The sequence below is a fragment of the Streptococcus oralis genome (assembly GCF_001578935.1).
Lineage (GTDB): Bacteria > Bacillota > Bacilli > Lactobacillales > Streptococcaceae > Streptococcus > Streptococcus oralis_R.
In genome coordinates this window covers 764,626-789,662 of record NZ_KQ969521.1, presented here as the reverse complement: position 1 = coordinate 789,662, position 25,037 = coordinate 764,626, and the positions used below count along the sequence as shown (strand labels likewise).

Here is a 25,037-nt window from a genome sequence, read left to right as displayed (position 1 = left end):
ACATTAGTTAGGGCGGTAGTAGAAGTACGGGCGACAGCACCAGGAATATTGGCAACGGCATAGTGGAGAACACCGTGTTTTTCATAGACAGGTTCATCGTGTGTTGTCACACGGTCAGCTGTCTCGATAACACCACCTTGGTCAACGGCAACATCAACGATGACAGAGCCTGGACGCATTTGTTTGACCATCTCATCTGTCACCAATTTTGGCGCTTTGGCACCAGGGATGAGAACCGCACCAATCACTACATCAGCATCTCTTACACTTGCTTCGATGTTAAATGAATTGGACATAAGAGTCTGGATTTGGTTTCCAAAGACCTCTTCTAGGACTGAGAGACGTTTGGCACTGATATCAAGAATGGTCACTTGAGCACCGAGTCCCAAGGCGATGCGGGCAGCATGTGTACCAACGACACCACCACCGATGATGGTTACTTTCCCTTTTGGAACACCCGGTACACCACCAAGTAGGACACCAGAACCACCAGCTTGCTTAGTAAGGAAGTGAGCTCCGATTTGAACAGCCATACGACCTGCAACCTCACTCATAGGAACGAGGAGCGGTAGTTGTCCTTGATTGTCACGAACAGTTTCATAAGCAATTCCTGTTGTTTTGGCTGCTAACATAGCTTCTGCTAATTCTGGCGCAGCGGCCATGTGCAAGTAGGTGAAGAGAAGAAGATCGTCGCGCAAATAACCATATTCAGAAGCTAGTGGTTCTTTTACTTTCACGACTAACTCGGCAGCCCATGCTTCAGCAGCAGTAGCGACAATCTCAGCTCCTTGCTTTTGATAGTCCGCATCAGTAAATCCTGAACCGAGACCAGCATTTGTTTCGATGAGGACACGATGTCCACGACTGACTAAACTGTGGACGCCAGCAGGAGTGAGGGCAACACGGTTTTCATTATTTTTAATTTCTTTTGGGATTCCGATTAACATAGAGATAACCTACCTTTCAATTGACGGTCTTGTTTTAGTTGTCACATTCCAGTTCATAAATCAAAAATGTGATGGTTTTATTGTATATGAAACCGCTTCAAAAATCAAGAAAAACTTGTCATCCAAATTTATTTATGCTAGACTAGTGAGAATCAAGCTCTAATGGAGGGAAAAGTATGGAATCAATATTTGTGAAATTTGCTCAGTATCCATCTATAGAAACGGAGCGTTTATTGCTCCGACCTGTAACCTTGGACGATGCAGAAGCTATGTTTGAGTATGCCTCAGACAGAGAAAATACACGCTATACTTTTCCAACAAATCAAAGCTTAGAAGAAACCAAGAACAACATCGCTCAGTTCTACTTGGCTAATCCCTTGGGACGGTGGGGAATCGAACTAAAAAGCAATGGTCAGTTTATTGGAACTATTGATTTGCACAAGATTGATCCTGTTCTTAAGAAGGCAGCTATTGGCTACATTATCAACCAAAAGTATTGGAATCAAGGATTGACGACAGAAGCCAATCGTGCCGTGATTGAGCTGGCTTTTGAGAAGATTGGAATGAACAAGTTGACCGCACTTCACGATAAGGACAATCCTGCATCTGGAAAGGTCATGGAGAAATCAGGCATGCGTTTTTCACATGCAGAACCATATGCTTGTATGGACCAGCATGAAGAAGGCCGAATCGTTACAAGAGTTCATTATGTCTTTACTAAAGAAGACTATTTTGCAAATAAGTAAGCAGTTGAAAAGATTTTTCAGCTGTTTTTTTCTTTCTCTTACGAATAATTTAAGAGAGGAGAAAATATGGAAGCAATTATCGAGAAAATCAAAGAGTATAAAATCATCGTCATCTGTACTGGTTTGGGCCTGCTTGTTGGCGGATTTTTCCTACTAAAACCAGCTCCACAAACACCTGTCAAAGAAACGAATTTGCAGGCAGAAGTTGCAGCTGTTTCCAAGGATTCATTGACTGAAAAGGAAGTCAAGAAGGAAGAAAAGGATGAATCTCCTGAACAAGATCTAATCACAGTAGATGTCAAGGGTGCTGTTAAATCGCCAGGGATTTATGATTTGCCTGTAGGTAGTCGGGTCAATGATGCCGTTCAGAAGGCTGGTGGCTTGACAGAGGAGGCAGACAACAAGTCGCTCAATCTAGCTCAGAAAGTCAGTGACGAGGCTCTTGTCTATGTTCCAAGCAAGGGAGAAGAAGCAGCTAGTCAGCAGGCTGCCTCTGGAACGACTCCTTCGACAAGTAAAGAAAAGAAGGTCAACCTCAATAAAGCTAGTCTGGAAGAACTAAAGCAGGTCAAAGGCTTGGGGGGAAAACGAGCCCAGGATATTATAGACCATCGTGAGGCAAATGGCAAATTCAAGTCGGTAGATGAATTAAAGAAAGTCTCTGGTATTGGCGCTAAGACCGTAGAAAAGTTAAAAGACTATGTTACAGTGGATTAAGAATTTCCCTATCCCCCTAATCTATCTGAGTTTTCTGTTACTCTGGCTTTACTATGCTATTTTCTCAGCCTCCTATCTCGCACTACTAGGTTTTGTTTTTCTGTTAGTATGCCTCTTTTTCCAATTTCCTTGGAAATCTGCTGGAAAAGTTTTAGCTATTTGTGGAGTTTTTGGATTTTGGTTTCTGTTTCAAACTTGGCAACAGACACAAGCTAGTCAGAACCTAGTGGATTCTGTTGAGAGGGTACGGATTTTGCCTGACACTATTAAGGTCAATGGAGATAGTCTGTCCTTTCGGGGCAAGGCTGAGGGTCACACCTTCCAAGTTTACTATAAACTCCAGTCCGAGGAAGAGAAAGAGCTCTTTCAGACCTTAACAGACCTTCATGAGATTGAACTAGAAGGAAAAGTTTCGGAGCCTGAAGAGCAGAGAAATTTTGGTGGATTTGACTACCAAGCCTACCTGAAGACTCAAGGGATTCACCAGACACTGACTATCAAGAGCATCCAGTCACTTAAGAAGATTAGCAGTTGGGATATAGGAGAAAATCTGTCTAGTATACGTCGAAAGGCTGTAGTTTGGATCAAGACGCACTTTCCAGACTCTATGCGCAACTACATGACGGGGCTCTTGCTGGGACATTTGGACACGGACTTTGAGGAGATGAATGAACTTTATTCTAGTCTTGGTATTATCCACCTCTTTGCCTTGTCGGGTATGCAGGTGGGCTTCTTTATGGATGGTTTTAAGAAACTTTTATTGCGCCTGGGATTAACTCAAGAAAAGTTGAAGTGGCTAACTTATCCCTTTTCTCTTATCTATGCAGGTTTGACAGGATTTTCAGCTTCGGTCATTCGCAGTCTCTTGCAAAAGTTACTGGCCCAACATGGTGTTAAGGGTTTGGATAATTTTGCCCTAACGGTCCTTGTCCTCTTTATCATCATGTCTAACTTTTTCCTAACTGCAGGAGGAGTCTTGTCCTGCGCTTATGCTTTTATCTTGACCATGACTAGCAAAGAAGGGGAGGGACTCAAGGCTGTTGGCAGAGAAAGTCTGGTCATTTCTTTGGGAATATTGCCTATTCTATCCTTCTATTTTGCAGAATTTCAGCCCTGGTCTATCCTTTTGACCTTTGTCTTTTCCTTTCTGTTTGATGTGGTCTTCTTGCCACTTTTGTCCATCTTATTCATTCTGTCTTTTGTTTACCCAGTCACTCAGTTTAACTTTATTTTTGAGTGGTTGGAGAACATCATTCGCTTGGTATCACAGCTGGCAAGTAGGCCTCTAGTTTTTGGTCAACCCAATGCGTGGTTTTTGATTCTCCTCTTAGTTTCATTAGCCTTGCTATATGATATGAGGAAAAACATTAAAAGACTAGCAGTATTCAGTCTCTTTATTGTGGGGCTCTTTTTCTTGACCAAGTATTCACTGGAAAATGAAATCACCATGCTGGATGTGGGGCAAGGAGAAAGTATTTTTCTACGGGATGTAACTGGGAAAACCATTCTCATAGATGTGGGTGGCAAGGCAGAATCTGATAAGAAAATTGAGGATTGGCAAGAAAAAGTGACGACCAGCAATGCCCAGCGCACCTTAATTCCCTATTTAAAAAGTCGAGGAGTAGCCAAGATTGACCAGCTGGTTTTGACCAACACAGACAAGGAACATGTTGGAGATTTGCTGGAGGTGGCAAAGGCTTTTTATGTAGGAGAAATTATAGTGTCAAAAGGCAGTCTGAAACAGAAGGAATTTGTAGCGGAACTACAAGCGACTCAAACCAAGGTGCGCAGTGTGGCAGCAGGGGAGAACTTGCCGATTTTTGGCGGTTACTTAGAAGTCCTATCTCCAGGGAAGATTGGAGATGGGGAGCGTGATGGTTCCCTGGTTCTTTATGGAAAACTCTTGGATAAACACTTTCTCTTCACAGGAAATTTGAAAGAGAAGGGAGAGAAGGACTTGCTGAAGCATTATCCAGACCTAGAGGTGGATGTCTTGAAAGTAGGCCAGCATGGTTCTAAAACCTCATCAAATCCAGCTTTCCTAGAAAAAGTCAAACCAGAAATTACTCTCATTTCAGTTGGAAAGAGCAATCGTGAGAAACTCCCCCATCAGGAAACCTTGACACGACTAGAAACCATCAAGAGTAAGATTTACCGAACCGATCAGCATGGAGCTATTCGCTTTAAAGGATGGAATAGTTGGCGAATTGAAACGGTTCGATAAGATAGACAAAGTTTTTAAAAAATTGACTTTTTATCTTGACAAGGGATAGAAAACTTGGTATCATATAAAAGTTGAGAAAAGCAGAAGTGAGAGCTTCTCGCCTTGTGACATCAAGTTGCCTGGCCCTACGGATGAAAAGTTTCTAAGAAACGCTATCATAACGTGCGGGCTTGTATTATTACGAGTCCGCTATTGTTTTTCTCTAATAATAAAAAAGAGGTGAAAACCATAGCAAAGCAAGACTTATTCATCAATGATGAAATTCGTGTACGTGAAGTTCGCTTGATCGGTCTTGAGGGAGAACAGCTAGGCATCAAGCCACTCAGCGAAGCGCAAGCATTGGCTGATAGTGCAAATGTTGACTTAGTATTGATTCAACCCCAAGCAAAACCACCTGTTGCTAAAATTATGGACTACGGTAAGTTCAAATTTGAGTATCAGAAAAAGCAAAAAGAACAACGTAAAAAACAAAGTGTTGTTACTGTGAAAGAAGTTCGTCTGAGTCCAACTATTGACAAGGGTGACTTTGACACAAAACTTCGCAATGCACGCAAGTTCCTTGAAAAAGGAAATAAAGTTAAGGTATCCATTCGCTTTAAAGGGCGTATGATCACCCATAAAGAGATTGGTGCAAAAGTTTTAGCCGAGTTTGCTGAAGCAACACAAGATATTGCGATCATCGAACAACGAGCTAAGATGGATGGACGCCAAATGTTCATGCAGTTGGCGCCAGCAACTGACAAAAAATAATTGTCAGAAAGTTAAATAAAGGAGAAAAAATCATGCCAAAACAAAAAACACACCGCGCATCAGCTAAACGTTTCAAACGTACAGGTTCTGGTGGACTTAAACGTTTCCGTGCTTACACTTCTCACCGTTTCCACGGAAAAACTAAGAAACAACGTCGTCATCTTCGTAAAGCATCTATGGTGAATTCAGGAGATTTCAAACGTATCAAAGCGATGCTTACTCGCTTGAAATAATAGCCTAACAGTAAGTAAACAATTCTAGGAAATATTTGGAGGAAATAAAACATGGCACGTGTTAAAGGTGGCGTTGTATCACGCAAACGTCGTAAACGTATTCTTAAATTAGCAAAAGGTTACTATGGAGCTAAACACATCTTGTTCCGTACTGCAAAAGAACAAGTAATGAACTCTTACTACTATGCATACCGTGACCGTCGTCAGAAAAAACGTGACTTCCGTAAATTGTGGATCACTCGTATCAATGCGGCAGCTCGTTTGAACGGACTTTCATACTCACAATTGATGCATGGTTTGAAATTGGCTGAAATCGAAGTTAACCGTAAAATGCTTGCTGACTTGGCTGTTAACGATGCAGCAGCTTTCACAGCTCTTGCAGATGCAGCTAAAGCAAAACTTGGTAAATAATGACAAACTGTTTCATTCTTACTCTCGTGATTTTTACCGCAAGAGTAGGGTGAAACTTTTTTATTTTCCTTAAACGATTTTCTATTTTAAAGAGTAAATGACAGATTTTTTCAAAGAAAATAGGATATTTCCTGTATAATAGGAATATCTAAAAAAGATTTGGAGTTAGAAGAAGATGATAGTAGGTATTGATTTAGGAACGACTAATTCATTAGTAGGGGTATACCAAGATGGCCAGGTCAAGCTGATTCCCAATGCTTTTGGTGAGTATTTGACTCCATCTGTTGTGGCTTTAGATGACAATGATGAGATTATAGTTGGAAAAATTGCCAAGGAACGCTTGGTGACCCACCCAGATAAGACGGTTTCTCAGTTCAAGCGTTTTATGGGGACCAAGCATGAGTTGACGCTAGGAAATCGAGCATATAAGGCTGAAGAATTAAGCTCTTTTATCATTCGAAAGTTGGTAGACGATGCAGAGACCTATCTTGGAGAAAAGGTCGAGGAAGTGATTGTAAGTGTACCAGCCTATTTCAACGATGCTCAACGCTATGCGACCAAACTAGCAGGGAAATTTGCAGGAGTTCAGATTGATCGGATTATCAATGAACCTTCCGCAGCGGCTCTTGCTAAAAGATCTATGGTAAACCAAGAAGATCAATCTTTTATTGTAGTCGATTTTGGTGGTGGAACTCTAGACATTTCAGTTGTGGAGCTTTTTGATAATATCGTCGAAATCGTGTCGATTGCAGGGGACAATCGTTTGGGAGGAGAAGACTTCACTACGGCTATTACTGAGGAATTTTTAGTCTCCAATCAATTAACCAAGGATACGATTTCCCGAGAATTTTATAGCAAAATTCTGGTACAGGCTGAAAAGATAAAGCTAGAACTCAATGATAAAGAAGAAGTGAAGATGACGGTTCTGGACCAAGAACAGGAATACACTTTAGACTTGAGCTACCAACGATTTTATGAGCTTTGTCAACCTCTGCTAGCCCGTGTTAAGGCTGTTTTAGACCGTGCCTTGATGGATGCACGTTATAGCTATGTATCATCTGATAACTTTGTTCTTGTGGGGGGGACTTCGAAACTCCGCTTGGTTCAAGACTTTTTATCCTACTGTATCAATCAAGTGGTGCAGGTTTCGGATGATCCTGATCGGATGATTGCGAGAGGTTGTGCCCTTTTAGCAGGAATAAAAGAACGGCAGGGTGAGATACGAGATTTATTACTGTCTGATATTTGTCCTTTTACACTGGGGATTGAGATAGTTGGAGACCGTTTTTCGCCGATTATTGAGCGAAATTCTACCCTACCTGCTTCACGCATCGAACAGTACTATACGGCTGAGTTGGGACAGAGTCAAGTCAAGATAAAGGTCTATCAAGGTGAGATGATGAAGGCATCACAAAACCTGTTTCTAGGAGAATTAGAAGTTCCCGTCCCTGTTAATACTAGAGTAAATGAAAGTTTCACAGTTCGATTTACCTATGATTTAAATGGAATTTTGGATGTCGAAGTGAAAATTGATTCAACACAGGAAGTCTTTAGTCATGTTATTCTCCAAGATAGTGTTACTCTGACAGAAAAGGAAATCAAGGCTAAGCAAGCAGAGTTGACTCGCTATAAGATCAACGCTCAAGAAACAGAGGTTTATCGTTTCTTGATTGAAAAAGCGAATCGCGTGTACAGTATGCTCTTGGGGAGAAGAAGAGATGAGCTAATGGCTGAAACTAGACGATTTGAAGAAGAGGTCAGCCAAGCATCTATGTATCATTTGCCAAAACTCTATCAATCATTTTCAAACTATCTAGACTTCCTAGAGCGAGGACTATAAAAGAGGAGACCTTATGAATATATGGGAAACTTTAGGGATAGAGCCAACGACTGACGTCAAGCTTATTAGAAGGCGTTATGCTGAATTGGTTCGGCTCTATCACCCAGAAGACCAACCAGAAATTTACCAAGAAATTGTTGAAGCTTACCAAAAAGCCTTGACTTATGCGAGGTCTAGAAACACAAGACCAGAAAATAGTCTAAGAAAAGCGAGTGACCCTCAAGAAGCTACTGAACTTGAAGAAGAGGCGAATGAAAAGTCTAACTCTAGTCTCAACTTTGAAACCTTGACTGAAGAAACGAAGACTGAGAACGAAGAGTCTGAAACATCTAGTCTTGATTTCAGTGATTATCAGCAATTGACTGATAAAACCAGCGATTCCTTTAACTTTGAAACCTTTAAATCAGAAGAGAATGAGCAAAAGTCCCCCCTTGACTTTAGTGACTACGATGAGGAAGTTCAGCTAAATGGAGATTCTGAAGAAAGAGCTACGAATATCCTCAACTTTGAAACGTTTGGTGATGAAGAGAACTGTGGGCAAGAAGGAACAACAAGGCCTACTCTTGACTTTAGTGGTTATAATGAAGGAACCTATCTGATCCGAAATGCGATTGAAAGTATTGTTGGAAATGACGGTTATAACCAAGAGGAACAAGAGCATCTATGGCGTCAGTTCTTTCATCAGTATCAATATGATATGGACATTGTTCAATCCGTTTTAGAGGAAATGGACGTTTATATTTTTAACAAACCGGAGCAATTCTCTATCCTCATTCCCTTGCTGGAAGACTATATACCTGACTTCCGACACTGGGGCTATTACTATAAACTGAAGTATTGGAAAGTTAAAAGAGCTATAGCAGAAGAGGAAGGCAGTTCGCTTGAAAACGCCTATGAAGCCACTGAGGAATTCTATTATTCTTATCAACTTTGCCAAGAAATTCTCCAAGATTCTAACAAAGCAAATCAATTGAGCTCTTGGATAGATTTTTTCAAGCACCCCTATCTGAGCTTTATGGTCTTAGATCAAGTAAATCAAAATCGTCAGATAATCAAGAGTGTGCCCGTTTTAACCTATATTCTTGAAAAAAACCGACAAGTCATATTTGAAGAGGATTATCCACTCTTGAATGACTTGGATGATTACTTAGAGGAAGTAAAAGGGGAGCTGGGAGAAAACGTTGACTTTAGTCATTACACTCTAGATAACCCGGAAGAAGTAGAGGCAGCCTTCTATGAGTTGCTCCATGCTCACTATGAAGACGAGTATAAACTTTTACGTGATTGGCAATATCTTTTTGAATCAGTTAAAGATCACACTCTCCTACTTGATTTGTTAGAAAAGGTGGACGTCTATCCTTTAACCAATGCGAAAGTGTTAGCCCTTGTTTTCCAATTTGTGGAGCGTTACAGTGATGAGGAATCAAATCCTTACCTGAAAAAACTTCATTTCTGGAAGAGTATCCATTCTTATCCTTCAGTAGTAGAGGAGTACGCACTAGATAAAAAAGAAAATTTTGATTACTGGTACAATGAAGGTTATCTCTATATGGATAAGCTCACTAAGAGCGATGAAGATATCAATGATTGGGAGAAGTGGAGAAGCTACTTTAAAGGAAGACCACGCATTCTAACGATTTTGCTTCAACAGATCTATAAGGAGTACCATCGTTTTACAGATGGCGAGCTCCTAAGATATGTTTTAGCTCCTTTTCCTACTTCTAAAATGGCTCCCCAAATGATGACGGAGGAGACAGACCAGAAACTAGAAGAGATGACAGTTTATGCTTATGAACTTAGTCATCCAAAGGCTAAGCACTCTTATTTGGATTGGAAAAAAAGACAGGTATTTAATAATAAGTTTCTTCAGATTTTCTCTGGCCTCTTTACGATTGCGAGTTTGCTACTCAGTATTATAGAGCGACCTGGTTATAATTCATGGGTTCATGCTGGTATGTTTTCACTCTTTTACGTCTATATGCTAAAATTGAGGAAAACACCGATTGAGGAAGGAGTGACTGCTAGAGGAGAAAAACGGAAATTCTACTACAGCCCCCATCCATGGTTCCTACTAATCTTGCTATTGACCCTCGTCATTCCATCCTTACCGTTTGGTCTCATTGGTGCCCTTATGTTCATTACATTTTTCAGCTTCATCGATGGTTTCCAAGTGAGTCAGGGGCTGAAATGGGATTATTCTTTGGATAAGCTGATTCCTATCGGTATCTTTCTTTCTGCTGGTTTTCTTTCTGCTTTGGTAAATCGAAGCCAGACTATTTCAGGAGTTGCCATAGCTTACTTCCATATTTTTGCAATCCTTGTGATTTGCTTGTCTTTTACAAGATTTAGTCCTGGATTTCCACCATCTCTGAAGAAAATTTTCATACCAGCAATCTTGGGGCTCCTACTCTTTCAAACGTTGCCCTACATTCACAGCCGTTTAGATAACTTTGATCCAACTATTCTACGAAATGAAACACTGGCTATAACTGTTATCCTCTTGTTAAATGGAATTGCCTTGTCTTATTTTACAAAGGAACAAGGCTTCATGATTGGTGTGAAGAAGGTTTTTATGATTTATGGCTTGCAGATCTTTATTTTCCTAAGAAGACTGTTCCGGATCCTATTTGCACCAAATTCAGTTTTCGGTAATAACTATCATTACAAAGACTTACTACTCATGAACAGCGAATTTACGTTCTACTTCCTTGAGGGGCTTTTTATCCTTATCCTGCTTTTCCTTATTCGCAATATACGCAAGGAAAATCGTAAAAGTGCTGCTTAGAATGAAAGCTTAGAGAAGAGGACTCTAGTTCAAGTTTCTAGTAAATTTTCCTGAATAAAGGTATAATAGAACTATTAAAATGAAAGAGGTAATGAAAATGGCTTCAAAAATGCTACACACTTGCTTGCGAGTAGAAAACCTTGAAAAATCAATAGCTTTTTATCAAGATGCTTTTGGATTTAAAGAATTGCGTCGCAGAGATTTTCCAGATCATGCTTTCACCATTGTCTATCTAGGACTTGAGGGTGATGACTACGAGTTGGAATTGACCTATAACTATGACCACGGCCCTTATGTGGTAGGAGACGGCTTTGCCCATATCGCTCTCAGCACACCTGACCTTGAGGCTCTTCATCAAGAACATAGTTCCAAGGGCTATGAAGTAACAGAACCAAAAGGTTTGCCTGGAAATCCACCAAACTATTATTTTGTCAAGGATCCAGACGGCTATAAGGTCGAAGTCATTCGTGAAAAATAATCCCAGGAAGTCAGGTAGAACGTTCGTTTTCTACTTGACTTTTTTTCCTTGAAAGAGTATACTAATACAAATTTAACCTTTAAGGGGAGTCCAGAGAGACTCACAAGGTGTCAGATAAAAGAATAGTACAATTTTCTAGAGGAGACTTTTTGAGTGTGCTCTATCGTTTTGTACGATTTTAACTGAGGCCTTGCTAATGCAAGGCCTTTTCTTTATCTGGTCCCCTTAAATTTAAGGAGGAAAAGTCATGAATCCCACATGTAAGAAGCGTTTGAGTGTCATTCGTTTGGAAACCATGAAGGTGGTCGCACAAGAGGAAATTGCGCCAGCAATCTTTGAATTAGTCCTAGAAGGGGAAATGGTTGAAGCCATGCGAGCAGGTCAATTTCTCCATCTGCGTGTGCCTGATGATGCCCATCTCTTGCGCCGCCCCATTTCGATTTCGTCTATTGATAGGGTAAGAAAGCAATGCCACCTCATTTATCGTATTGAAGGAGCTGGGACAGCCATTTTTTCAACCTTAAGTCAGGGGGATACTCTTGATGTGATGGGACCTCAGGGGAATGGTTTTGACTTGTCTGATTTAGACAATCAGAGCCAAGTTCTCCTCGTTGGTGGGGGATTGGTGTTCCGCCCTTGCTTGAGGTGGCCAAGGAATTGCATGCGCGTGGAGTGATAGTAGTGACAGTCCTCGGTTTTGCGACTAAGGATGCTGTTATTCTCGAAACCGAATTGGCCCAATATGGTCAGGTCTTTGTAACGACAGATGATGGTTCTTATGGCATCAAGGGAAATGTGTCAGTCGTCATCAATGACTTAGACATTCAATTTGATGCTGTTTACTCCTGTGGGGCTCCTGGAATGATGAAGTACATCAATCAAAAATTTTATAATCACCCAAGAGCCTATCTATCTCTGGAATCCCGTATGGCTTGTGGGATGGGGGCTTGCTATGCCTGTGTTCTAAAAGTGCCAGAAAGTGAGACGGTTAGCCAACGCGTCTGTGAAGATGGTCCTGTTTTCCGCACAGGAACAGTTGTATTATAAGGAGAAAGTCATGACTACAAATCGCTTACAAGTTTCTCTACCAGGCTTGGACTTGAAAAATCCCATCATACCAGCATCAGGCTGTTTTGGTTTTGGCCAAGAGTATGCCAAGTACTACGATTTAGACCTTTTAGGCTCCATTATGATCAAGGCAACGACACTTGAACCGCGTTTTGGCAATCCAACTCCCAGAGTTGCAGAGACACCTGCCGGTATGCTCAATGCAATCGGTCTGCAAAATCCTGGTTTAGAAGCTGTTTTAGCTGAGAAGTTGCCTTGGCTGGAAAGAGAGTATCCTACGCTTCCCATCATCGCAAATGTTGCAGGCTTTTCAAAACAAGAGTACGCTGCCGTTTCTCGAGGAATTTCCAAGGCAGCAAATGTAAAAGCTATCGAGCTCAATATCTCTTGTCCGAATGTGGATCACGGCAATCATGGACTTTTGATTGGGCAAGATCCTGACTTGGCTTATGAAGTGGTAAAAGCGGCTGTGGAAGCCTCTGATGTGCCAGTTTATGTCAAGTTAACCCCTAGTGTAACGGATGTTGTCACCATCGCCAAAGCCGCAGAAGATGCAGGAGCAAGTGGCCTAACCATGATCAATACTCTAGTCGGTATGCGATTTGACCTAAAAACCAGAAAGCCGATCTTAGCAAATGGAACAGGTGGGATGTCTGGTCCAGCAGTTTTTCCAGTAGCCCTCAAACTCATCCGACAAGTGGCTCAAACAACAGACCTGCCCATTATTGGAATGGGGGGAGTGGATTCGGCTGAAGCAGCGCTAGAAATGTATCTGGCTGGGGCATCTGCCATCGGAGTTGGAACAGCCAACTTTACCAATCCATACGCCTGTCCTGATATCATCGAATATCTACCAAAAGTCATGGATAAATATGGCATTAGCAGTTTGGAAGAATTAGGCAAGGAAGTCAAAGCCAGTCTGAGATAAGCTAGTCTTTCCTTATCGTCAACAAGACATAGAATCTTCATCAATTTGTAATATTTCCGTCGGTTAACTATGTTACAATAGGGATTATAAAACGTTATTGGAGCATTTAAATGAAACGATGGAAAGTGGCCCTAGTAAGTGCTGGCTTGTTGGGGTGTTTTTTTACTGTAGTAGAGACAGCAAAAGCAGAAGAGGGAACTTGGCAAGGAAAGACCTACCTCAAAGCAGATGGGAAACCAGCAACAAACCAATGGATCTTTGACCAAACGCAACAGGCTTGGTTTTATTTAACAGCTGATGGAAATCGAGCTGAGAACGGCTGGCTGACAGTTGGTGGTAAGGATTACTATTTTAACGAGACCGGAAAATTAGTCACAAAAACATGGGTTGGCCAGTACTATGTGACTGAAAGTGGTGCTAGGGTCAAGAATCAATGGGTGTTTGACCAAGAAAAACAATCCTGGTATTATCTCAAGTCGGATGGTCAAAAAGCTCAAAATGAGTGGATTCAACAAGGTCAGGAAAAATATTACCTTAAAGAAGGCGGGAAAATGGCCAAAGATGAGTGGATCACTCAAGGGGAGAATCAATACTACATCAATTCACAAGGTAAAATGCTAAAAAATGCTTGGCTTGGTAAGAACTATATATCAGAAAATGGTAATAAGGTTAAACAAGCCTGGATTTATGATGACAACTATAGCAGTTGGTTCTACCTTCAACAAGATGGTACCTATGCTGAAAATGGCTGGTTAACTATAGATGGGAAGGACTACCATTTCAAATCAGGCGGTTATCTTTCTACTGAGCGCTGGATTGATCGTTTCTATGTTGCGAAGAGTGGAGCTAAATTGAAATCGGAATGGATCTTTGATAAGAATTATGATTCTTGGTTTTACTTGAAAGCAGACGGAACCTATGCCGAAAAAGGCTGGGAAACGATCAAAGAAAAAGATTACCATTTCAAATCAGGCGGTTATCTTTCTACCGAGCGCTGGATTGACCGCTTCTATGTTGCTAAAAGTGGAGCTAAACTGAAATCGGAATGGCTCTTTGATAAGAATTACGATTCTTGGTTTTACTTGAAGGCTGACGGAACCTATGCTGAAAAAGGTTGGCAAACCATCAAAGGCAAGGATTACCATTTCAAATCTGGTGGCTACCTCTCTACGGAAACGTGGATTGACCGCAGTTATGTGACGAGTAGTGGAGCAAAAGCTGGCAAAGGGTGGCTCTTTGACAAGAATTATAACTCTTGGTTCTATATCAACTCTGATGGAAATTATGCCAATAAAGAATGGCTCTGGGATAATGGTTACTACTATCTCAAATCTGGTGGTTATATGGCTGCAAGTGAGTGGGTGTGGTACAAGAACAATTGGTTCTACCTCAAGTCAAATGGAAAGATGGCTGAGAAAGAATTAATCTACGATTCATCCGACCAATCATGGTACTACCTTAAATCAGGCGGTTATATGGCAAGAAATGAAACTGTGGATGGTCATACCTTGGATGCTTCTGGTAGATGGCATGTCGCGGATAAAACCAAATATTACAAAGTTAAACCCATCACAGCCTATGTCTATAGTGCATCTGGAGAAATCTTGAGTTACATTAACCAAGGAAGCATTGTTTCACTGGATAGTTCGACTCGAAAAGGTGGCCGACTTGCAGTTTCGATTTCTGGCTTGTCTGGCTATATGAATCAAAGTGATTTGACAGCAGTGGATGAAGGAAGCGAGTTTATCCCTCATTATACTAGTGATGGGAAATTCCTCTATCATGAACTCTCTCCTTATACGAGTATCAAAGTAGCTCCACACACATCTGCTATGGTTATTGGTAAGAAGTACTACTCAACTGATGGAGAGCACTTTGATGGCTTTACCATTAAAAATCCTTTCCTTTATAAAAACTTGAGAGAACCAAGTAATTATAGCGCAGCTGAGTTGGATAAACTGTATTCGCTGATGAACTTGCAGGATAGTCCTCTAGCAGGTAAAGGAGCGACTTTCAAAGAAGCTGAGGAACGCTACGGTGTCAATGCCCTTTACTTGATGGCGCATAGTGCTCTTGAAAGTGCTTGGGGTCGCAGTCAAATTGCCAGAGATAAGAACAACTTCTTTGGTATTGCTGCTTATGATACTAGCCCATATCTCTCAGCCAAGAGTTTTGATAATGTGGATAAAGGAATCCTCGGAGCGGCCAAGTGGATTCGTGAGAATTACATTGACTATGGCAGAGACCACCTTGGAAATAAAGCAACTGGAATGAATGTTCGCTATGCTTCTGATCCATACTGGGGTGAGAAGATAGCCAGCATCATGATGACTATCAACAGCAAACTTGGTGGGAAAGACTAATCAAAAGAACTCAACGGTAACTACTGAAAAGTGGTTATCGTTTTTGTTTTGGACATTGGAGGAGAAATAGTATAATAACAGTCTCTTTAGTCTTGAACAATTAACAAAATGATAGTAAAATGTAAGAGGAGATATTAATCTAATTACTATATAAAAAGGAGGTTTTTATGAAAAAGCTACTATCCTTCTCCATTGCCTTACTTTCAATCACAACACTAGTTGCTTGTTCTGGACATAAGGCGGAATCAAAGGTCCCAGAAGAAAAAATTGAACAGAAGCAAATCAAGTTTGATGAGAAGTTGTTTAAAGAAGCTGGACTTTTGCCTTTTAAAAATGAAAAGCAGCTAGAACTTGGGGAATTGGATTCTAAATCACGCGCAACGGGTGCTCATATTCAACTTAAGGACAGTGATGAGCCAACTGAGAAGAGAGAGTCCAAGTTGACTTATGATCCAGTTGGATGGCACAATTATAAATTCTTTTATGGTGATGGTAAAAAAGAAGCTTGGTTGATGAGTAGAGGTCATCTGATTGGCTACCAGTTTAGTGGATTAAACGATGAAAAAAGGAATCTGGTTCCTATGACTAACTGGCTCAATGCTGGAAATTATTCTGGAACAGATGACCAAAACCAAAGTAGCATGCTTTATTATGAAAATCGATTGGACTCTTGGTTGGCCAATCATCCGAACTACTATCTTGACTACAAGGTGACCCCAATCTATCAGAAAGATGAATTGATTCCGAGACAAATTGAATTGCAGTATGTGGGAATAGATGAAAATGGCAAACTCTTGGAAATCAAATTGGGTGGTAGTAAAGAAAAGATTGATCAGTATTCAGTGACGCATGTTGTTTTAGACAATGTTTCAGCTAATGCGGAAATCAATTACTTGGATGGTACGGCTAAAAATACAGTTGAAAACAAAGAAGAAAAAGCTAAAAAAGAAGCTGAAGAAAAGGCTAAGAAGGAAGCTGAGGAAAAAGCCAAGAAAGAAGAACAGGAAAAAGCTCGTCAAGCCGCACAAGAACAGGAAGAAAGCCAAGAATCAAACTCGCAATCAACAAATTCAGGTGGCTACTTTAGAGATAGAAACGGAAGATGGCACAGACCAAATGGTAAATTCGCTTCCAAGAAAGAAATTAGAGAAGCCGGATTACAGTGGTAGGAAGAATTTAGTAGATATACAGTCAAAAAGCCGTTGGAAAACGGTTTTTTGTTATAATTAAATGAAGAATGTAGCATTAAAGGAGAACATCATGACATTTGAAGAAATCCTGCCTGGATTAAAGGCCAAGAAAAAATATGTACGAACTGGTTGGGGAGGGGCTGAAAACTATGTCCAACTTTTTGACACCATTGAACAAAACGGGATTGCACTTGAAGTGACGCCTTATTTCCTCATCAACGTGTCAGGAGAAGGGGAAGGTTTTTCCATGTGGAGCCCGACACCTTGTGATGTTTTGGCGACGGATTGGGTAGAAGTGCATGACTAGACGTGTATTGATTACGGGAGTAAGTTCTGGGATTGGTCTGGCTCAAGCTCGTCTATTTTTAGAAAAAGGTTATCAAGTTTACGGGGTGGATCAGGGTGAAAAGCCTGACTTGCAAGGTGACTTTCACTTTTTACAGAGAGATTTGACCTTGGACTTGGCACCTATTTTTGACTGGTGTCCTTATGTGGATGTTTTGTGCAATACTGCAGGAGTTTTGGATGAATACAAACCACTTTTGGAACAATCAGCCCAGGAAATTCAAGAGATTTTTGAAATCAACTACATAACTCCTGTTGAGCTGACTCGACATTATTTGATACAAATGCTGGAAAATAAAAAAGGGATCATCATCAATATGTGCTCGATTGCTTCGAGCCTAGCAGGTGGTGGTGGTCATGCCTATACCTCGTCTAAGCACGCCTTAGCTGGTTTTACCAAGCAGTTGGCTCTAGACTATGCTGAAGCTGGGATTCAGGTCTTTGGTATCGCTCCAGGTGCTGTCAAGACAGCTATGACCGCTGCGGACTTTGAACCAGGTGGCTTGGCGGACTGGGTGGCTAGTGAAACACCCATCAAACGCTGGATTGAGCCAGAGGAAGTAGCAGAAATTAGCCTTTTCTTAGCAAGTGGAAAAGCGAGCGCCATGCAAGGACAAATCTTGACAATAGATGGTGGTTGGTCGTTAAAGTAGGAGGAGTTGGATGGAAATCAAAAAACACTTTGGAGTCTATGCTGTTTGCTTTGAAAATGGGAAATTACTCTGCATTGAAAAAACGAGAGGCCCTTATCAACATCGTTATGATCTACCCGGTGGTAGTCAGCAACTTGGTGAAGGATTGACAGAAACGCTGATTAGAGAAGTTATGGAAGAGACGGGATATAAGCTAAAGGGTTACGCTAATCCTAGGATTTATGATGTGCTGGTTCAAGAAGAAGGGCAAGACTTTGCAGTACATCATATCATGGCCTTTTATGATATTGAGATAAACGAGAAGGAAGCTCAAGTTACGATTTCGGATGCTGTATCTGATGGTGCGAATGATTCACTCGGATATATTTGGATGGATATTCAGAAAATCACAGAAGAAAATGCATCACCATTAGTCTTGAAGGTTAAAGCAGAGTTATTGGGATTTCCAGAATTAGATATGACAAGCTATAGAAATTGGAAAGTGAAGTAAGGGGATAATGGAACTATTTAAAACATGGAAGAAAAATATGGTTCTCTATGGTCTTAAATCTCAAATCGGAACTGTCTACCAAAACAGTGATAGGACAACAAGCTTTTATGATGTTGGGAATTTTCTATACCTAGCAGGGGAGTTGAATTCCAGATTTTGGGAAGATTTTGTTAGAAAATATGGTTTAGATTATAAGATTATTATTTCAGAAAATACTAATTGGCAAGATTTTCTGCATCGGAAGGTGGAGCTAAATTCTTTTACTCGCTATTCTTTTAAAGATAAGGCAAATTTTCAAGTTGAATTTCTAAATGATCTAGTTACTCATTTAGAGGAAGGTTACAATATTGTGCCTATTGATAATCATATTTATAACTGCTTTTCTGAGGAAGAATGGTCACAAGATTTACAGGGGGATTTTGAGTCCTATCAGGATTTTGTTTTAAAAGGTGGATTTGGCTTTGTGGTTTTTAAAAATAGTGAACTGATTGCTGGGATTTCCTCAGGGTTAGTTTACCGTGGAGCAGTTGAAGTGGAAGTTGCAACTAGACCAAACGAACAAGGAAATGGCTTTGCTAAGAAGCTTGGTGCTGCAATGATTCTAGAGAGTTTAAATAGAGATATGTTTCCTCTTTGGGATGCTCATAACGAGGCTTCCAAAAAAGTAGCAGAATTTTTAGGATATGAGTTAGTTGAACCTTATGAAGCTTTTGAACTAGAGGAAAGTTTCATATAATGATATTTGACATTGTATCTTTTAAGACGAGGTGAATGGCTATGAAAAACCAGTTAGCTCTTAGTGGCGAGAAAATCGCTGAAAAAGTTTACCCACAACTATTTCATCAGGTTGGTATGATTCGTGGGGAATATTTGTTGAGAGAGCTTAATCAAAACATCCTATTAGCAAGTTGCCAGCAATTTGTAAAAGATTATCTAGATACCATTTGCTCCTTGTACTCAGATGAAGAGGTTTGGTATCGTTTCTCAGAGTTAACAAATACAGAAGCTAATTGTTTAGAGGGGACTAAAGAGCATTTTGATGAAAATCATCCCTTGTTTGGATATAGAGGGATAAGGCGTTTGCTGGCGTGTCCGAATGAATTTCAGGCTGAGTCAAATGTCGTTACAGAAGTTTATCAAACAAATCCCAATTTGTCTGTTATTTTTCCTTTTGTCAATGATGCTGACCAATTAAAACAAGCTATTAGAGTATTGCGTGAGCATGGTTTTACTGGAAAAGTCGGCACAATGATTGAGTTACCGTCAGCTTATTTTGACTTGGACAGGATACTGGAAACTGGTATTTCAAAGATTATAGCTGGAATGAATGATTTGACTTCTTTTGTTTTTGCGACTGTGAGAAACAGTCAATGGCATGATATGGAAAGCCCAATAATGTTAGATATGCTAAGACAGATGCAGGATAAAGCAAGGATGAAAAAGATTGACTTTGCTGTAGCAGGCTATCTGAATGCTTCTTTCATACAAAAAATGAATCAGATGGGTATCAAATGCATTATCCACTATAGTTCTATTCCGGAGATTTTTGATTTAGAGATTGACCATCCAGACCACCTCAAACGTGTAAAAGAAGTAAGTAAAAAATTACAAAGGAGTACCCATGACACCGCAAGAAATGTGGAATGCCTATAAGCAAATTAACCCCTCAATTGGAGATGAGATAGATGCCTGGGCTTTTGGAGTGGAAGCCGATACCTTGGCAGGTTTGGTTTTAAAAGGCGAAAAGACAGCAACTGCCTCAGCCTACGACCTCTATGCAATAGAAGACGAACCTCTTCCACAAAAAGGGACCTTCGATGTCATTTTAGATAGTCAAAATCAGGCTGTCTGCATTGTTGAAATTACAAAGGTTTCCGTTCAATCTTTCAATCAAGTTTCCGCTGACCATGCCTTTAAGGAAGGTGAGGGAGACAAGTCTTTGGCCTACTGGCGTCAGGTTCATGAGGACTTTTTCACCGAGTGTCTGAATGAAGCAGGCCTGACTTTTACGCCTGACAGCAAGGTCGTGTTGGAAGAATTTCGCAAGGTCTACCCACTGTAGACTGCAGAAGGAAGAAAGTTTTGGAAATCGCCGTCCAATCCTTTTTTCTTAGGCAAAACATGATATAATAAGTTTGTTTGAAGAAGAGCAGCAACTCTTAAACTTAGAATAGGAGAAAACTATGCAAGCAGTTGAACATTTTATTACGCAATTTGTTCCTGAACATTATGATTTATTTTTAGACTTGAGTCGTGAGACCAAGACCTTTTCTGGGAAGGTAACAATCACTGGTCAAGCACAGAGTGATCGTATTTCCCTGCACCAAAAAGACTTGGAAATCGCTTCTGTAGAAGTTGCGGGTCAAGCTCGTCCATTTACAGTTGACCATGACAATGAAGCCCTTCATATCGAATTGGCTGAGGCTGGTCAAGTTGAATTGGTCATCGCTTTTTCAGGAAAAATCACAGACAATATGACAGGGATTTACCCTTCTTACTACACAGTTGATGGTGTCAAGAAGGAGGTCTTGTCTACCCAGTTCGAGAGTCATTTCGCGCGCGAAGCCTTCCCATGTGTGGATGAGCCTGAAGCAAAAGCAACTTTTGACCTTTCCCTACGTTTTGACCAAGCAGAAGGTGAATTGGCCTTGTCAAACATGCCTGAAATCGATGCTGAAAACCGCAAGGAAACAGGCATCTGGAAGTTTGAGACAACACCTCGTATGTCTTCTTACTTGTTAGCCTTTGTTGCAGGTGACTTGCAAGGGGTGACCGCTAAAACTAAAAATGGTACCCTCGTAGGTGTCTACTCAACCAAAGCTCACCCATTATCCAACCTTGATTTCTCACTGGACATCGCCGTTCGCTCTATCGAGTTTTACGAAGATTACTATGGAGTTAAGTATCCAATTCCTCAATCACTTCACATCGCCCTTCCTGACTTCTCAGCTGGTGCTATGGAAAACTGGGGTCTTGTGACCTACCGTGAAGTTTACTTAGTTGTGGATGAGAACTCAACCTTTGCTAGCCGTCAACAAGTTGCCCTAGTTGTAGCACATGAGCTTGCCCACCAATGGTTTGGAAACCTCGTGACTATGAAATGGTGGGATGACCTTTGGCTTAATGAAAGCTTCGCTAACATGATGGAATACGTCTGTGTGGATGCCATCGAGCCAAGCTGGAATATCTTTGAAGATTTCCAAACAGGTGGAGTACCTCTTGCTCTTGAACGTGATGCGACGGATGGCGTACAGTCTGTTCACGTCGAAGTCAAACATCCAGATGAAATCAATACGCTCTTTGACGGTGCTATCGTCTATGCTAAAGGAAGCCGCCTCATGCATATGCTTCGCCGTTGGCTAGGTGATGCTGATTTCGCTAAAGGCTTGCATGCTTACTTTGAAAAGCACCAGTACAGCAACACCGTCGGTCGTGACCTTTGGAATGCTCTCGGACAAGCGTCAGGCCGTGATGTTGCAGCCTTCATGGATTCTTGGTTGGAACAGCCTGGATATCCAGTTCTCACTGTCAAAGTTGAAAATGATGTCTTGAAGATTTCACAAAAACAATTCTTCATCGGTGAGCACGAAGACAAGAACCGTCTCTGGGTGGTGCCACTCAACAGCAACTGGAAAGGTCTGCCAGACACACTCGAAACTGAAAGTATCGAAATCCCTGGCTATGCAGCTCTTCTTGCGGAGAACAAAACAGCTCTTCGTCTCAACACGGAAAATACAGCCCACTACATTACAGACTACCAAGGAGACTTGTTAGAAGCAGTATTGACTGACCTTGTTGACCTGGATAATACCAGCAAACTGCAAATCGTCCAAGAACGTCGTTTGCTTGCTGAAGCAGGGCACATTTCTTATGCGGACTTGCTCCCAGTCCTTGATAAACTTGCTAAGGAAGAGTCATACCTTGTGGTTTCAGCTATTTCTCAAGTGATTTCAGCTCTCGAGCGCTTTATCGATGAAGGAACGGATGCTGAAACAGCCTTCAAAGCACTAGTTGCTAAATTGGCGCGTCACAACTATGACCGTCTTGGTTTTGAAGTTAAAGATGGAGAATCAGATGAGGACGAATTGGTTCGTCAGTTGGCCGTTTCTATGATGATTCGCTCAAATGATGCAGAAGCTAGTCAAGCCGCTAGCCAAATCTTCTCGGCTCACAAGGAGAATCTTGCAGGACTACCAGCAGCTATTCGCTCACAAGTTCTGATCAATGAGATGAAACATCATGAGACTAAAGACTTGTTAGCACTTTATCTTAATACTTATACTCACGCAACAGATGCTGTCTTTAAACGTCAGTTGGCAGCAGCTCTTGCATATAGTAAAGATGTGGACAATATCCAAACCTTGATTGCTGCTTGGAAGGACAAATTTGTGGTCAAACCACAAGACTTGTCTGCTTGGTACTTCCAGTTCTTAAACCATCAAGCAACTCAAGAAACTGTTTGGGTATGGGCGCGCGAAAACTGGGATTGGATTAAGGCAGCTCTTGGAGGAGATATGAGCTTTGATAGCTTTGTTATCCTTCCTGCTCATGTATTTAAGACAGAACAACGCTTGACGGAATACAAGGAATTCTTTGAGCCACAACTTTCTGACCTTGCTCTTAGCCGTAATATCGGTATGGGAATCAAGGAAATTGCAGCGCGTGTTGACTTGATTAAGCGTGAAAAAGCTTCAGTAGAAGCTGTTGTAGCCCAATATGGCAAAGCTTAATTCGTTCGAAATGTAAACCAAAACTCAACTTTCTATCTGAAAAGAAGAGAGAGTTGAGTTTTTTTTAAGGCAATTTTGGTATAATAATCATAACAAGGAGGAGTTTCTGATGATAAAAATCTTATTAGTAGAAGATGACCTGGGCCTGTCAAATTCAGTATTTGACTTTTTAGACGATTTTGCAGATGTCATGCAGGTTTTTGATGGAGAAGAAGGTCTCTACGAAGCTGAAAGTGGCGTCTATGACTTGATTTTGCTGGATTTGATGTTGCCGGAAAAAAATGGTTTCCAAGTCTTGAAAGAATTACGTGAAAAGGGGATTACGACACCAGTTCTGATTATGACTGCAAAGGAAAGCTTGGATGACAAGGGACATGGTTTTGAGCTTGGAGCGGATGACTACCTCACCAAACCTTTCTACCTAGAAGAACTTAAAATGCGGATCCAAGCCCTTCTCAAACGTTCAGGTAAATTTAATGAAAACACTTTGACCTATGGGGGCATTGTCGTCAACCTTTCTACAAATGAAGTCAAAGTGGAAGATACACCTGTGGAACTACTCGGGAAAGAGTTTGAGTTATTGGTTTACTTTCTTCAAAATCAAAATGTTATTCTTCCTAAGACGCAAATTTTTGACCGTCTATGGGGATTTGATAGCGATACGACGATTTCCGTTGTAGAAGTCTATGTCTCAAAAGTTCGTAAGAAATTGAAGGGAACAGCCTTTGCTGAGAATCTTCAAACTTTGCGTAGTGTCGGGTATATTTTAAAAGATGTTCAATAAACTAAAAAAAACATGGTATGCAGATGATTTCAGCTATTTCCTTCGAAACTTCGGAGTGTTCACGCTGATCTTCTCTGCTATGACCTTGATTATCCTCCAGGTCATGCACTCGAGTCTCTACACTTCTGTAGATGAAAAACTCCAAGCTCTTAGTAGCAGTCCCCAAGCGGTTATCCAGTTAGCCCTGAATCGGGCAACTGAGGAAGTCAAGGATATTCAACCAGCAACAGCGGATGCCAGCAAGGCTGAAGTCAAACCCAATGTCAGCTCCAATACGGAAGTCTTGCTCTTTGACAAGGATTTTAACCAACTCTTATTGGGGAATCGATTTTTAGGCTTGGATAAGATCAAACTGAACAAGCAAGAGTTGAATCATATTCGCCAAATCCAAGTTGTCAATAGCTACGGTCAGGAAGAAACCTATCGGATGATCTTGATGGAAACCAATTCTTCCTCTGTCTCAAGTAACGTCAAATATGCGGCGGTTTTAATCAATACCAGCCAGCTCGAGCAAATCAGTCAAAACCACGAGCATTTAATTGTTGTGGTCATGGCTAGTTTCTGGCTCCTGTCTTTAATTGCCAGTGTTTACTTGGCACGTGTCAGTGTCAAACCCTTACTGGAAAGTATGCAAAAGCAGAAATCCTTTGTTGAAAATGCAAGTCACGAACTGAGAACGCCTTTGGCCGTTTTACAAAATCGTTTAGAAAATCTCTTTCGAAAACCAGAGGCAACGATTATGGAATCCAGCGAAAGTATCGCTTCGAGTCTTGAAGAAGTTCGCAACATGCGCTTCCTCACGACCAATCTTCTCAACCTTGCACGTCGCGATGATGGAATTAAACCAGAAATAGCAGAAGTATCACCACAGTTCTTTAAGACGACCTTTGCTAACTATGAGTTGATTGCTTCTGAAAATGATCGTATTTTTGAGTATGAAAATCGGATTTATCGTCCCTTCATGACTGATCAGTTGCTCCTAAAACAGCTCATGACCATCTTATTTGACAATGCCATCAAGTATACAGAAGAAGATGGGAAAATTGAGTTTGTAGTTCATGCTACAGATCGTCACCTCTATCTAACAGTAACGGATAATGGAATTGGGATCTCAGCTGCTGACAAGAAGAAAATCTTTGACCGATTTTATCGTGTAGACAAGGCGAGAACCCGTCAGAAAGGTGGCTTTGGTCTTGGACTATCTTTGGCCAAGCAGATCGTAGATGCCTTGCGAGGAACGATTACCGTTAAAGATAACAAGCCTAGAGGAACAATTTTTGAAGTTAAGATTGCTATTCAATCTCCTTCAAAACGTAAGAATAAATAAAAAAGACAGTTATAGAACTGTCTTTTTT

22 protein-coding genes, 1 pseudogene and 1 other annotated feature are annotated in these 25,037 nt (G+C 41.0%); of the genes and pseudogenes, 22 read left to right on the top strand and 1 reads right to left on the bottom strand.

What is annotated here, in order from left to right:
• The coding region (gene ald / locus SORDD15_RS03925) for an alanine dehydrogenase (RefSeq protein ID WP_061415663.1) at positions 1 to 947 on the bottom strand (947 nt) is incomplete at its 3' end.
• Positions 948 to 1,123: 176 nt separating this feature from the next.
• Here ald and SORDD15_RS03920 point away from each other — a divergent pair.
• The 22 genes and pseudogenes from SORDD15_RS03920 (at position 1,124) to SORDD15_RS03815 (ending at position 25,009) form a co-directional block, all read left to right on the top strand.
• A complete protein-coding gene (locus tag SORDD15_RS03920; RefSeq protein ID WP_061414566.1) occupies positions 1,124 to 1,693 on the top strand; it encodes a GNAT family N-acetyltransferase in 570 nt (189 codons plus the stop codon).
• 66 nt (positions 1,694 to 1,759) lie between these two features.
• A complete protein-coding gene (locus SORDD15_RS03915; protein ID WP_061414563.1) occupies positions 1,760 to 2,410 on the top strand; it encodes a helix-hairpin-helix domain-containing protein in 651 nt (216 codons plus the stop codon).
• Positions 2,394 to 4,634 (top strand): DNA internalization-related competence protein ComEC/Rec2, encoded by a 2,241-nt coding sequence (locus SORDD15_RS03910; RefSeq protein WP_061414560.1) that lies wholly within the window; start codon positions 2,394 to 2,396, stop codon positions 4,632 to 4,634. The genes SORDD15_RS03915 and SORDD15_RS03910 overlap by 17 nt, the downstream gene beginning before the upstream one ends.
• Before the next feature lie 72 nt (positions 4,635 to 4,706).
• Positions 4,707 to 4,838 (top strand) — a sequence feature (ribosomal protein L20 leader region).
• Positions 4,839 to 4,853: 15 nt separating this feature from the next.
• Positions 4,854 to 5,384, top strand: coding sequence for a translation initiation factor IF-3 (infC, locus tag SORDD15_RS03905; RefSeq protein ID WP_000848184.1), 531 nt, complete (start codon positions 4,854 to 4,856; stop codon positions 5,382 to 5,384).
• 32 nt (positions 5,385 to 5,416) lie between these two features.
• Entirely contained in the window at positions 5,417 to 5,617 is a 201-nt protein-coding gene (gene rpmI, locus SORDD15_RS03900) for a 50S ribosomal protein L35 (protein ID WP_061414557.1), read from the top strand.
• Between the two features lie 51 nt (positions 5,618 to 5,668).
• Entirely contained in the window at positions 5,669 to 6,028 is a 360-nt protein-coding gene (gene rplT / locus SORDD15_RS03895) for a 50S ribosomal protein L20 (RefSeq protein ID WP_000124830.1), read from the top strand.
• Positions 6,029 to 6,203: 175 nt separating this feature from the next.
• Positions 6,204 to 7,868, top strand: a complete 1,665-nt coding sequence (locus SORDD15_RS03890) for a molecular chaperone HscC (RefSeq protein WP_061414554.1) — start codon at positions 6,204 to 6,206, stop codon at positions 7,866 to 7,868.
• Positions 7,869 to 7,881: 13 nt separating this feature from the next.
• Positions 7,882 to 10,653, top strand: coding sequence for a J domain-containing protein (locus SORDD15_RS03885; protein WP_061414551.1), 2,772 nt, complete (start codon positions 7,882 to 7,884; stop codon positions 10,651 to 10,653).
• 97 nt (positions 10,654 to 10,750) lie between these two features.
• On the top strand, positions 10,751 to 11,131 hold the full coding sequence (locus SORDD15_RS03880; RefSeq protein ID WP_061414549.1) for a lactoylglutathione lyase: 381 nt from the start codon (positions 10,751 to 10,753) through the stop codon (positions 11,129 to 11,131).
• A 247-nt stretch (positions 11,132 to 11,378) separates the two neighbouring features.
• Positions 11,379 to 12,178: pseudogene (locus SORDD15_RS03875) on the top strand (dihydroorotate dehydrogenase electron transfer subunit).
• The gene (locus tag SORDD15_RS03870) at positions 12,141 to 13,127 is read left to right on the top strand and encodes a dihydroorotate dehydrogenase (RefSeq protein ID WP_196756210.1); all 987 of its coding nucleotides are present in this window, start codon (positions 12,141 to 12,143) and stop codon (positions 13,125 to 13,127) included. Before SORDD15_RS03875 ends, SORDD15_RS03870 begins: the two are co-directional and overlap by 38 nt.
• 110 nt (positions 13,128 to 13,237) lie before the next feature.
• Positions 13,238 to 15,490, top strand: coding sequence for a glucosaminidase domain-containing protein (locus tag SORDD15_RS03865; RefSeq protein ID WP_081102355.1), 2,253 nt, complete (start codon positions 13,238 to 13,240; stop codon positions 15,488 to 15,490).
• A 167-nt stretch (positions 15,491 to 15,657) separates the two neighbouring features.
• Positions 15,658 to 16,659, top strand: coding sequence for a DNA/RNA non-specific endonuclease (locus SORDD15_RS03860; RefSeq protein ID WP_061414543.1), 1,002 nt, complete (start codon positions 15,658 to 15,660; stop codon positions 16,657 to 16,659).
• 91 nt (positions 16,660 to 16,750) lie between these two features.
• Positions 16,751 to 16,987, top strand: coding sequence for a DUF2829 domain-containing protein (locus SORDD15_RS03855; protein WP_049479736.1), 237 nt, complete (start codon positions 16,751 to 16,753; stop codon positions 16,985 to 16,987).
• Entirely contained in the window at positions 16,980 to 17,678 is a 699-nt protein-coding gene (locus SORDD15_RS03850) for a 3-oxoacyl-ACP reductase (RefSeq protein WP_061414540.1), read from the top strand. Before SORDD15_RS03855 ends, SORDD15_RS03850 begins: the two co-directional genes overlap by 8 nt.
• 10 nt (positions 17,679 to 17,688) lie before the next feature.
• Positions 17,689 to 18,168: an NUDIX hydrolase gene (locus SORDD15_RS03845; RefSeq protein ID WP_061414537.1), complete on the top strand. Its 480-nt coding sequence runs from the start codon at positions 17,689 to 17,691 to the stop codon at positions 18,166 to 18,168.
• Between the two features lie 7 nt (positions 18,169 to 18,175).
• Positions 18,176 to 18,904 carry a GNAT family N-acetyltransferase gene (locus tag SORDD15_RS03840; RefSeq protein WP_061414534.1) on the top strand — a complete coding sequence of 243 codons (729 nt, stop codon included), beginning with the start codon at positions 18,176 to 18,178 and terminating at the stop codon, positions 18,902 to 18,904.
• Positions 18,905 to 18,945: 41 nt separating this feature from the next.
• Complete coding sequence (locus tag SORDD15_RS03835; RefSeq protein ID WP_061414531.1) at positions 18,946 to 19,821, top strand: putative PEP-binding protein; 876 nt, start codon at positions 18,946 to 18,948, stop codon at positions 19,819 to 19,821.
• Entirely contained in the window at positions 19,790 to 20,230 is a 441-nt protein-coding gene (locus tag SORDD15_RS03830) for an ASCH domain-containing protein (RefSeq protein WP_061414527.1), read from the top strand. Before SORDD15_RS03835 ends, SORDD15_RS03830 begins: the two co-directional genes overlap by 32 nt.
• A 121-nt stretch (positions 20,231 to 20,351) precedes the next feature.
• On the top strand, positions 20,352 to 22,898 hold the full coding sequence (locus SORDD15_RS03825) for a M1 family metallopeptidase (RefSeq protein WP_061414524.1): 2,547 nt from the start codon (positions 20,352 to 20,354) through the stop codon (positions 22,896 to 22,898).
• 109 nt (positions 22,899 to 23,007) lie between these two features.
• Positions 23,008 to 23,682, top strand: a complete 675-nt coding sequence (gene ciaR, locus SORDD15_RS03820) for a two-component system response regulator CiaR (protein ID WP_061414521.1) — start codon at positions 23,008 to 23,010, stop codon at positions 23,680 to 23,682.
• Positions 23,672 to 25,009: a sensor histidine kinase gene (locus SORDD15_RS03815; protein ID WP_061414518.1), complete on the top strand. Its 1,338-nt coding sequence runs from the start codon at positions 23,672 to 23,674 to the stop codon at positions 25,007 to 25,009. The genes ciaR and SORDD15_RS03815 overlap by 11 nt, the downstream gene beginning before the upstream one ends.
• The last annotated feature ends 28 nt before the right edge of the window (positions 25,010 to 25,037 follow it).

Bases quoted from the DNA above. Each gene is read 5' to 3' on its own strand.
- SORDD15_RS03845 (WP_061414537.1), top strand. From the start codon at position 17,689: ATGGAAATCAAAAAACACTTTGGAGTCTATGCTGTTTGCTTTGAAAAT.
- SORDD15_RS03865 (WP_081102355.1), top strand. From the start codon at position 13,238: ATGAAACGATGGAAAGTGGCCCTAGTAAGTGCTGGCTTGTTGGGGTGT.
- SORDD15_RS03910 (WP_061414560.1), top strand. From the start codon at position 2,394: ATGTTACAGTGGATTAAGAATTTCCCTATCCCCCTAATCTATCTGAGT.
- SORDD15_RS03855 (WP_049479736.1), top strand. From the start codon at position 16,751: ATGACATTTGAAGAAATCCTGCCTGGATTAAAGGCCAAGAAAAAATAT.
- SORDD15_RS03840 (WP_061414534.1), top strand. From the start codon at position 18,176: ATGGAACTATTTAAAACATGGAAGAAAAATATGGTTCTCTATGGTCTT.
- SORDD15_RS03860 (WP_061414543.1), top strand. From the start codon at position 15,658: ATGAAAAAGCTACTATCCTTCTCCATTGCCTTACTTTCAATCACAACA.
- SORDD15_RS03825 (WP_061414524.1), top strand. From the start codon at position 20,352: ATGCAAGCAGTTGAACATTTTATTACGCAATTTGTTCCTGAACATTAT.
- SORDD15_RS03885 (WP_061414551.1), top strand. From the start codon at position 7,882: ATGAATATATGGGAAACTTTAGGGATAGAGCCAACGACTGACGTCAAG.
- SORDD15_RS03835 (WP_061414531.1), top strand. From the start codon at position 18,946: ATGAAAAACCAGTTAGCTCTTAGTGGCGAGAAAATCGCTGAAAAAGTT.
- SORDD15_RS03870 (WP_196756210.1), top strand. From the start codon at position 12,141: ATGGTCCTGTTTTCCGCACAGGAACAGTTGTATTATAAGGAGAAAGTC.
- SORDD15_RS03850 (WP_061414540.1), top strand. From the start codon at position 16,980: ATGACTAGACGTGTATTGATTACGGGAGTAAGTTCTGGGATTGGTCTG.
- SORDD15_RS03880 (WP_061414549.1), top strand. From the start codon at position 10,751: ATGGCTTCAAAAATGCTACACACTTGCTTGCGAGTAGAAAACCTTGAA.
- SORDD15_RS03915 (WP_061414563.1), top strand. From the start codon at position 1,760: ATGGAAGCAATTATCGAGAAAATCAAAGAGTATAAAATCATCGTCATC.
- SORDD15_RS03830 (WP_061414527.1), top strand. From the start codon at position 19,790: ATGACACCGCAAGAAATGTGGAATGCCTATAAGCAAATTAACCCCTCA.
- SORDD15_RS03815 (WP_061414518.1), top strand. From the start codon at position 23,672: ATGTTCAATAAACTAAAAAAAACATGGTATGCAGATGATTTCAGCTAT.
- rpmI (WP_061414557.1), top strand. From the start codon at position 5,417: ATGCCAAAACAAAAAACACACCGCGCATCAGCTAAACGTTTCAAACGT.
- rplT (WP_000124830.1), top strand. From the start codon at position 5,669: ATGGCACGTGTTAAAGGTGGCGTTGTATCACGCAAACGTCGTAAACGT.
- SORDD15_RS03920 (WP_061414566.1), top strand. From the start codon at position 1,124: ATGGAATCAATATTTGTGAAATTTGCTCAGTATCCATCTATAGAAACG.
- SORDD15_RS03890 (WP_061414554.1), top strand. From the start codon at position 6,204: ATGATAGTAGGTATTGATTTAGGAACGACTAATTCATTAGTAGGGGTA.
- ciaR (WP_061414521.1), top strand. From the start codon at position 23,008: ATGATAAAAATCTTATTAGTAGAAGATGACCTGGGCCTGTCAAATTCA.